Genomic DNA, 1,378 nt, shown 5'->3' with positions numbered 1-1,378 from the left:
CGTAAGCTTTTTCCTGTGTAGGAGAATCTCGGTAAGCCAATAATTTTCGGTAATAGTTCCAGAATCGTTCCAAAAAATCATCTAAAAGTTTTTGGTGACAAGGCACAAGTGGACTTAATTTTTTATAATGCCGTCCTTCATGCACCCAACAAAGAGCTAAGTCTGAGGTTATTGACTTAAATTGTGGAGCATCGTCGCACAGTAGAGTTTTGATTATGGGAATATTAGATTGTTGATGATAAAAAGCAATTGCAGCGGCTTCATATATTCGGGAACGATGTTGAGAACCGAGTTTACTCAAATACTTATCAATTAAAAAATTAAACTCTGTTTCCGTAAAAACTTTTTGTTGAGGCAATAATTTGAGTTGATTAATCCACTTGGTTGGTAAATTAAAAGTCTCCAGAAGCCCATAGGTCATCTCGTTGAGAATAAATTCAAGCTCGGTAATGTTTTGTAATACTTTTAATACAGTCAAACGGTCTTTGTGTCGTGTTGTTTGGTAAATTGTATATAACGGATTACAAATCACATTTGTTGTATAGTTCACTCCTCTAACACGCGCACCCGTCTGGTCAAAGTGTTGCCAGGGACTACTTGCTAGACCTTCCGTATATACTTCTTCGTACTCAGCATAGAATTGTTCCGGGTTTTTTATTAATAAATTTGATAGGTACCCTGCACTCATCGAGATACCAATATTTGCTAAAAATTCTTTTATTTTACCTTGGGTCATGTTTCCGCCATAATATAAACTCATGACTAAAGCTTTTATTCCTGGACCAAATTCTCCTTCATAACCTGTTGGTAAGGGTGCCAGATACGTTTTTGCGGTTTGTGGTGAGTAGTATTTTTGCTTGCGGAACAGTATGTTATCTGGCTTTAGTAAAATGTCTTGGACTACTATTTCTTCGTAACCCTTGAATTGTGCGTCTGCCGGTAATTTTTCTTGGGGATAAGTTAAAATCTCTTCTCGGTCTATCTTAATAGACTCGTTTTTACTTGCTTTGCTGCGTTCTTTCGGGGTTTTTCGCTCTTTTTCTGATGAATGGTCTTTCTTAAATCCAATACTTTTATTCGCTTTGATGTCTGGCTTTCCTTGTTCGCCTTTGAGGCGGTTGTTTTCATCCCTTAGCTTTTGGTTTTCTTCTTCTAATTGTTTGATTTTTACATTTAGCTGTTCTATCAGGTTCAATAACAGTTCAACTGTTTGACGCACTCCTTCGTCTGCAATCTGTTTTGGGTCGATTGATTGCAGTGATGCTGAAACTAATTTCTCTGCCGGTAGTTTTTGCGTCATGCCTCATATTCTACGACGCTAACTGTACCTTTGTTACTCCTTATTTTTTCTTATTACCCCGATTTACTGAGCGCATAC

The 1,378-nt window shown here is 37.4% G+C and carries 1 protein-coding gene; it reads right to left on the bottom strand.

Going from position 1 to position 1,378, the window contains the following annotated elements; translation table 11 throughout:
- Positions 1 to 1,300, bottom strand: a 1,300-nt coding sequence (locus ACM03V_RS34375; protein ID WP_414625296.1) for a hypothetical protein, incomplete at its 3' end; no start/stop codon positions are given.
- Positions 1,301 to 1,378: the final 78 nt, after the last annotated feature.

Origin of the sequence: Calothrix sp. CCY 0018, from assembly GCF_963920925.1 — a bacterium.
Taxonomy (GTDB): Bacteria; Cyanobacteriota; Cyanobacteriia; order Cyanobacteriales; family Nostocaceae; genus Rivularia.
The sequence above is the reverse complement of the archived record's forward strand: the minus strand, read 5'-3'. Positions and strand labels throughout refer to the sequence as shown.